The sequence below is a fragment of the Halalkalibaculum sp. DA384 genome (genome assembly GCF_043951955.1).
GTDB lineage: Bacteria > Bacteroidota > Rhodothermia > Balneolales > Balneolaceae > JAMQKA01.
The window spans coordinates 1-5289 of the sequence record NZ_JBINJE010000066.1; the positions used below are offsets into that span (position 1 = coordinate 1).

General features: G+C 47.6%; 5 protein-coding genes and 1 pseudogene. All 6 read right to left on the reverse strand.

The features are described from left to right. A pseudogene (locus ACG2E4_RS18080) lies at window positions 1–191 on the reverse strand (sugar phosphate isomerase/epimerase); the annotation flags it as partial. A gap of 128 nt (window positions 192–319) precedes the next feature. Further along, complete coding sequence (locus ACG2E4_RS18085; RefSeq protein ID WP_395277466.1) at window positions 320–1171, reverse strand: sugar phosphate isomerase/epimerase family protein; 852 nt, start codon at window positions 1169–1171, stop codon at window positions 320–322. Between the two features lie 179 nt (window positions 1172–1350). Further along, entirely contained in the window at window positions 1351–3372 is a 2022-nt protein-coding gene (locus ACG2E4_RS18090; RefSeq protein WP_395277467.1) for a sulfatase-like hydrolase/transferase, read from the reverse strand. A gap of 106 nt (window positions 3373–3478) precedes the next feature. Then, window positions 3479–4405 (reverse strand): ThuA domain-containing protein, encoded by a 927-nt coding sequence (locus ACG2E4_RS18095; protein ID WP_395277468.1) that lies wholly within the window; start codon window positions 4403–4405, stop codon window positions 3479–3481. A gap of 53 nt (window positions 4406–4458) precedes the next feature. After that, entirely contained in the window at window positions 4459–5028 is a 570-nt protein-coding gene (locus ACG2E4_RS18100; protein WP_395277469.1) for a hypothetical protein, read from the reverse strand. Window positions 5029–5067: 39 nt separating this feature from the next. Then, a partial coding sequence (locus ACG2E4_RS18105; protein ID WP_395277470.1) for a hypothetical protein occupies window positions 5068–5289 on the reverse strand: 222 nt, incomplete at its 5' end.

The following is a 5289-nucleotide window of genomic DNA, read 5'->3' on the forward strand; positions in this document are numbered from 1 at the left end:
TCCAGGGTGGCGGCCAGCTTCTGCGGGTCGGCCAGCTCCCCCATCCAGTAGGCGATCGGCTCGATCCCGTCAAACCCCGCCCGGGCCGTCACCTCGATCATATGGCCCAGTTCACCTTCGTGCGCCTCCCCGTTGCCATCCATAAACCACGTGTACACTTCCGCTCCAAATCGAAATGGTAGGTCTGTCATAAGTATGTTGTTTTAAGTGTTAGAAAAATTAAACTGAAATTGATTTCAAAAATCAGATCGTTTCACGATACATAAACGGATTCTTACAGGTCTTGCAAGAACCTGGAATGAAGAGTTTTTTCGCAATGTTAAAGCCCATGTTTTTCCCGCATCGATTGTATAAATTTGAATCCTACCTCGGCCATATGCCAGGGCTCGTTATATTCGCGCCATACGTTAATAGCGTTGGCAAAATTTGGGTCATTGCGCGTAAACGCTTCAATAGTCAACCACCCCTCGTAACCGATGTCAGCCAGTGTAGCAAACGCATCATCCCACGGTACATGACCGGATCCCGGCGTCCCCCGATCATTTTCACTAATATGAACATGTCCCAGTATGGGCGCAACACTCGTTATTGCATCACCAAGTTTCTTCTCTTCGATATTGGCATGATGGGTATCGAAATGGACGGTCACGTTGGGATGGTCTACCTCCCGGACCAACCCGCCCACCTGCTGCATGGTATTGCACAGGTAACACTCAAATCGGTTGATTGCCTCCAGGGCCAGGGTAATATCTGCCGTTGCTGCATATTCTCCCGCCTCACGCAACACCTCCGCACTGCGTGCATATTCCTCTGCAGTAGGTGGATTCCTGGTAAAATGAGCAAAGGCCGAGTGGAAGGGTCCACATATGAGCTCAGCGTTAAGATCAACGGCCCGGTCCACGGCCCATTTCATGCGGTCCAGGGCTTTTTGCCTGACTTCGGCAGACTCGTCTATTGGATTTTCATCAGGTCCCACTGCCAACACACAGGTCGACTTCAGATCCATATTTTGAAATTCCTGTCCAAATTTTTTATAGATTGCCGTATCACGAGAATCCATGGGGCATTCGATGCCGTCGTAGCCGATCTTCCTTAATCGTTCTACCAGCGGAAGCTGATCCTCCGAAATTACGGCCGACCATGCCAACAGATTAAAACCAACGTTTGTCATACTATCTCCATTTTGTGAATTACTATTTACACAGGCCGGCAGTGCCGTCGAGATAAAGGGCAAGGCACTGAGCGAGCCTAATTGCTTTAAAAATTCTTTTCGATTTGCGGGCATGGTAATCGGAACTAATTACTGTTTAACTTCCCTGTGTTAATATTATCACACATGTTGATTTATCTTCAGTTTTCCCATTTAAATACTGCAGGTTCGCTCAGCATAGCCCCACGAGTATGGCTTACGATTTCCTCCTTTTCCAAGACTCTGCCGTAAGCTACAACATGATCTATCTCTCCGACAAAGTTATAGCCATTGTAGCCATTTCCACTTAATCCCGCTCCTATATTAAATGTTTGACCGGCCTTGTTGGGACTTAACTGGCTGTCTGTTTTAATTTCAAGATTACCATTGATATATACGAGGGGTTGCTTATCCTGGATAACAAATGCCAGGTAATACCACTGGTCTTTCTCAATATTTTTCTCGACCATCATTTCCTGGCCAGAATCAGTAAACATCAGGTTTGAATTTCGGATATATAACGTTTTGTCTCCTACCCACGCCTTCTCTTCAAACGGATTTCCACTGAGGTCGGTTTGAGAGAAGATTGTTCCCCCGCCCGTTGACTTAAACTTCACCAAGATCGTCTTATCGCCCGTTCCAACAGGTAAATTGTCAGAGGAATGTATTGGATCGGAGGCCAGTTTGCCCAGATTGGGTTTGCTGCCATTATCCTCGGGGAGATCACCTAATTCTTTTTGGAGCCTTGTTAATTCAGTTTTAAGCTGGCCGGTTACCTGATTATAATCGGGATCACCGTACAGATTCTTCATCTCTTTGGGATCCTCCTTTATATCGTAGAGTTCCCACTGATCTATGCGGTTATAGTAGATAAGTTTATGGTCGTAGGTCCGCACCCCATAATGTGGTTCGGTATCAAAATGGGAAAAATAGTATCGGTAATACATCGAATTTCGCCAGTCAGACGGTTGATTTCCCCTCAAAAGGGACAGAAAACTTCGGCCCTGCATTTCCGGGTGTGGTTCCAACCCGGCGACATCCAGTATGGTGGGGGCGTAATCCACATTCAGGACCATTCCATCACTTACCGATCTCTTTTCTACCTCCTGTGGCCAACGAACGAGCAGCGGCATCCCCAGGGCTTCCTCATACATGAAGCGTTTGTCATAGAGCCCGTGCTCTCCAAGGAAAAATCCCTGGTCGCCGGTGTACATAATGATCGTATTTTGGGCCAAACCTGATTCATCGAGATAATACAGCAGTCGCCCCATATTATCATCTACGCCCTTAACCGAACGGAGGTACTTCTTCATGTACATTTGATATATTTTTCTCGTCTTGGCATCGCCTTCCAGGCCTTCCGTTTCTCTTTTCAGCTGGGCAGGGTCGCTCCAGTTCAGGGCGATATCATCCAGGTGCTGCGTAGTTTGCTTCAGGGCATCACTCCGACCATCGTAATTGTCCAGCAAATTCGATGGCTCGGGGATCTCGACGTCGGCCAGATAACCATCGTAGCGTTCAGCATAATCCCACGGATCGTGGGGAGCCTTGAAATTGGCAAACAGCATAAAGGGCTTGTCACCAGATCGCTTATTCTTTAAATAGTCCAGCGTTTGATCCGTAATAACATCAGAAGAGTGGCCCTCAAACTGGGTTCTTTGGCCATGTTTGACCCATCCACTGGGATGCTCATCACCTTTTTGAATAAACTCGGGATCAAAGTAATTTCCCTGTCCAGGAAGCACAGAAAAATAATCGAATCCCACCGGATTGGAATGCAGATGATATTTCCCGATATGGGCTGTCTCATACCCGGCTCGCTGCATCATTTTTGGCAGGGTGGGCTGGCTGTGATCAAGTGCGGTAAATTTATACACGCCATTTTTATGGGAATATTTTCCAGTTAATAACACGGCCCGGCTGGGGGTACAGATGGAGTTGGTGACAAACGCATTATTGAAGATCATTCCCTCATCAGCAAGGCGGTCAATGTTGGGTGTGGGCGCGATATCAGCCAGCATGCCACCGTAGGCACTGATGGCCTGTGATGTGTGGTCATCTGACATGATGAAAATAATATTTGGCCTCGAGTCATTTTGACCGCTTGAGCTACCATCTTGATTACCGGCACAGGAAATCGATAGCCATAGAATGATACAACCAACAATAAGATTCTTAATCATCTTTATAATCCCGTTAAATTAATCCGAACAATCTTAGAGGCAACCTATTTTCATATCCAAATTCCGTTCGGAGCCTTGCCCGGATTTCAAAAAATACTGGCTGTTTTTACGTCTTATTCAGCCAGCGAACGGTGTTTTCCAGTATTTTTAGCGTTCGCTCTTCTTTGAATACCGGGTACGTTTCATGCCCGGGTCGGAAGTAAAAAAATCGACCCTCACCGAGCTGCCATATCATGCCGCTCCGAAACCATTCGCCGGTAGACCAGCGCTCTTCAAACACAACCTCGTCAGGCTCCGGCACATGAAATGGCTCGTCATACATCTCGGCTTGAGGAACCTCAAAGCTTTCCGACAATCCATGTGCGATGGGATGATTAGACCGAATAAACCGACCATAACTTGGTTTCCCATCATCCCGGTATGCCGGGAAACAACAGTATGGAAGGTGTACATTGATCCTTTCCCTTCCATCCGGGTACTTGCGAACCTGGGTATAGGGAGTGATCCTGGTATCATATTCAGGGGTGGTAAATCGATCCGGTGGTGAGATGTAGTTTATCTCATGACCCGGGAACTCTTCTTCCGCTCTTTTTTGCGTTACCCGGTTCATCGCCTCCATAAACGGGGTGGACCAGTGGGCTGAATGGAGCGTGATCATCGATAGCGTTCCTTTCTCAATCCTATCAATAATTTTGCGGCCCGTTTTCCACTCAATTTCATCCTGGCGGATATGCCCCCACCATATTAGTATGTCAGCCCCATCCATAATTGTATCAGTCAGTCCCTGCCCGGGATCGTCCAATCCCACAGACTGAATATTCAACCCGGGTTGATTTCGCAAATACCCAGCGATCTCGTTCCCCATGAAGTTTTCATACACCTTTTTCTGCTCAGGCTGTCGCTCATCCCAAACGACGACATTGATGTCCTCAGTCTGACTGACAGAATTGAATATAGTAGTGGAGGAAACCAGGCTCATGCCGGAAAGTGACAGCAATGCCTGTTTTATAAATTGTCGTCGTTTATACGGCATAATATGACCTTACCCGGAATCCCTTTTTATTTAAAATCCTGTCGAAAGATTCCTTATTCAAAATCAGAAGGTGTTAATCCACGTTGATGATCACCAAACCCGTCTTCCCATCCTTTCTCGGTGCTTTTAAACGAGTAGTGCGCGTACGGACTGTCAGGATTGCGCTCATACTGGAAGGCGTGTGTCGCCGTTCGCATGCCGACAATCGGCTTGCCCGCATTGACGTAATCAACGATATGCTTCATCTGCTCGTCGGACAGCTCACGGAAGCGTGTAAAAATCACCATCAGATCTGCGTTTTGCAGGTTGTGCAGTCCCGGAATGTTGGTCTGCAGCTCCGGGTCAATCTCGCCGGTTTCCGGATCTATGGCAAACAGAACTGTGGCTTTAAAGCCGTGGCGTTTGGCCAGGATTTTCCCCAGCATCGGCAGGGCTTCCTCGGAGCGGTACTCCTCATCTCCGCTGACCAGCACAATGTGTTTGCCATTGCCCGGACCATCGGCAGGCTGGTAGGTAATCCACTGCTCGCCCTCCTGGGCCAAGAGCGATTCCGGAGGTGCTAATAGTAGCCCCAAAAGGAGACAGACCGCCAGTTGAATAAGTTTTTTAGAGGAAAATTTCATAGTAAATCCTGATTTCATTACGATTCCGTGAAGTACCAGCTAATTTTGTGATACTTTTCTACCCGGTACCTTGTGGATGGTGAGGTACATGGTATCCTTGTACCGTTTGCCATTTTCTGACTCGAGCGTTAGCTGGATGCGCATTTGATCGACCGGCTGCAAGTCCTGATCCGAGATTTGAATCAGAATCGTTTTGCCATCCTCAGACAACTCTGCGCCTTGTACGGGAACATCATCCTGGCCGGTTTGCTCTGGATTTTT

What these genes read in the sequence shown, in the direction of transcription:
- ACG2E4_RS18085 (WP_395277466.1), bottom strand. Translation starts at nt 1,171, where the DNA reads ATGACAAACGTTGGTTTTAATCTGTTGGCATGGTCGGCCGTAATTTCG.
- ACG2E4_RS18090 (WP_395277467.1), bottom strand. Translation starts at nt 3,372, where the DNA reads ATGATTAAGAATCTTATTGTTGGTTGTATCATTCTATGGCTATCGATT.
- ACG2E4_RS18095 (WP_395277468.1), bottom strand. Translation starts at nt 4,405, where the DNA reads ATGCCGTATAAACGACGACAATTTATAAAACAGGCATTGCTGTCACTT.
- ACG2E4_RS18100 (WP_395277469.1), bottom strand. Translation starts at nt 5,028, where the DNA reads ATGAAATTTTCCTCTAAAAAACTTATTCAACTGGCGGTCTGTCTCCTT.